The organism is Limnohabitans sp. JirII-31 (assembly GCF_002778315.1).
Taxonomy (GTDB): Bacteria; Pseudomonadota; Gammaproteobacteria; order Burkholderiales; family Burkholderiaceae_C; genus Limnohabitans.
In genome coordinates this window covers 1-995 of record NZ_NESA01000036.1, presented here as the reverse complement: position 1 = coordinate 995, position 995 = coordinate 1, and the positions used below count along the sequence as shown (strand labels likewise).

General features: G+C 57.6%; 1 protein-coding gene. It reads right to left on the bottom strand.

Annotation, left to right across the window (positions count from 1 at the left end; all coding sequences use genetic code 11):
• Positions 1-995 (bottom strand): dTDP-glucose 4,6-dehydratase (rfbB, locus tag B9Z41_RS16840; RefSeq protein WP_100148231.1); only part of this gene is annotated, 995 nt, incomplete at both ends.

The window sequence follows — 995 nt, the reverse complement described above, 5'->3', positions numbered from 1 at the left end:
ACCCAGTCTTGGTGGCTCAGGTACCACTGCACGGTTTTGCGAATGCCGGTCTCAAAGGTTTCTTGTGGCTTCCAGCCCACCTCGCGTTCAATCTTGCGGGCGTCAATCGCGTAGCGGCGGTCATGGCCGGGGCGGTCTTTGACGTAGGTGATTTGGCTGGCATAAGGCTGGCCATCGGCACGGGGCTGCAACTCGTCGAGCACGGCGCACAGGGTGCGCACCACTTCCAGGTTGGGCTTCTCGTTCCAACCGCCAATGTTGTAGGTCTCGCCCACTTTGCCGTCGGCCAGCACGCGCGCAATGGCGCGGCAGTGATCTTCCACATACAACCAATCACGCACTTGCTGGCCATCGCCGTAAATAGGCAAGGGCTTGCCTGCTAAGGCGTTGTGAATCACCAAAGGAATCAACTTTTCAGGAAAGTGATACGGCCCGTAGTTGTTGCTGCAATTGGTGGTGAGGACCGGCAAACCGTAGGTGTGATGCCATGCACGCGCCAAGTGGTCGCTGGCCGCTTTGGACGCGCTGTAGGGGCTGTTGGGTTCGTAGTTTTTGGTTTCAGCAAACGGAGGGTCGTTGGCCTCTAAGGTGCCATACACCTCATCGGTCGATACATGCAAAAACCTGAAAGCGGCCTTTTGGTCAGCAGGCAACTCGCTCCAATACCCACGCACCGACTCAAGCAAGTTGAAGGTGCCCACAATATTGGTTTGCACAAAGTCACCCGGCCCATGGATGGAGCGGTCCACATGCGACTCCGCCGCAAAGTTGAGCACGGCACGCGGCTTGTGCGTGGCCAGCAATTGCTCTACCAACTCGCGGTCACCAATGTCGCCATGAACAAACACATGACGCTTGTCGCCCTTGAGCGCCTCCAAGTTGGCCAAGTTGCCCGCGTAGGTGAGTTTGTCGAGGTTGACGATGGTTTCGTTGGAACTGGCCAACCAAGTGTGAACAAAGTTGCTGCCGATGAAGCCGGCGCAGCCGGTGACGAG